Annotated in this window: 1 protein-coding gene; it reads right to left on the bottom strand. The window is 66.3% G+C overall.

Features of this window, described 5'->3' with window-relative positions; genetic code table 11:
* On the bottom strand, positions 1-1,181 hold a 1,181-nt coding region (locus tag NCS58_RS34040), incomplete at its 3' end, for an acetyl-CoA C-acetyltransferase (protein ID WP_061122030.1).
* Between the last annotated feature and the right edge of the window lie 2 nt (positions 1,182-1,183).

The following is a 1,183-nucleotide window of genomic DNA, read 5'->3' as shown; positions in this document are numbered from 1 at the left end:
TACAGACGTTCCACCGCCAGCGCCACACCCATGCCGCCGCCGATGCACAGCGACGCCAGGCCCTTCTTCGCATCGCGCTTTTGCATCTCGTGCAGCAGCGTGACGAGAATCCGGCAGCCCGATGCGCCGATCGGATGACCGATCGCGATCGCGCCGCCGTTCACGTTGATCTTCGACTGATCCCAGCCCATCTGCTTGTGCACCGCCAGCGCCTGCGCCGCGAACGCCTCGTTGATTTCCATCAGGTCCAGATCGTTCACCGACCAGCCCGCGCGCTCCAGACAGCGCTTCGATGCCGGCACCGGGCCCATGCCCATGATCTTCGGATCGACGCCCGCATTCGCGTACGCCTTGATGCGCGCGAGCGGCGTGAGGCCCAGCGCCTCGGCCTTCTTCGCCGACATCACGACGACCGCCGCCGCGCCGTCATTGATGCCCGACGCGTTCGCCGCCGTCACCGTGCCTTCCTTCGAGAACGCCGGCTTCAGGCCCGCGAGCGCTTCGGGCGTCACGCCGTGGCGCACGAATTCGTCGGTGTTGAACTGCAGCGGCTCACCTTTGCGCTGCGGAATCGCGATCGGCACGATTTCGTCGTCGAAGCGGCCCGCCTTCTGCGCGGCTTCCGCCTTGTTCTGCGACAGCGCCGCGAACGCGTCCTGCTGCTCGCGCGTGATGCCGAACTCCTTCGCGACGTTCTCCGCGGTCGTGCCCATGTGGTACTTGTTATAGACGTCCCACAGGCCATCGACGATCATCGTGTCGATGAGCTTCGCGTCGCCCATGCGAAAGCCGTCGCGCGAGCCCGGCAGCACGTGCGGCGCGGCGCTCATGTTTTCCTGACCGCCCGCGATGACGATTTCCGCATCGCCCGCGATGATCGCGTTCGCCGCGAGCATCACCGCCTTCAGGCCCGAGCCGCAGACCTTGTTGATCGTCATGCCGGGAACCATGTCGGGCAAGCCGGCCTTGATGAGCGACTGACGCGCCGGGTTCTGGCCCGAGCCTGCCGCGAGCACCTGGCCGAGGATCACTTCGCTCACCTGCTCCGGCTTCACGCCGGCACGCTCCAGAACAGCCTTGATTACCGTTGCGCCCAGTTCCGGCGCCGCGATCTTCGCGAGCGAGCCGCCGAACTTGCCTACCGCCGTACGCGCGGCCGATACGATCACTACGTCAGTCATTT

Source organism: Caballeronia sp. INML3B (assembly GCF_023631305.1).
Classification (GTDB): domain Bacteria; phylum Pseudomonadota; class Gammaproteobacteria; order Burkholderiales; family Burkholderiaceae; genus Caballeronia; species Caballeronia turbans.
Note: the sequence above shows the minus strand (reverse complement) of the source record. Positions and strands in the feature narration are given on the sequence as shown.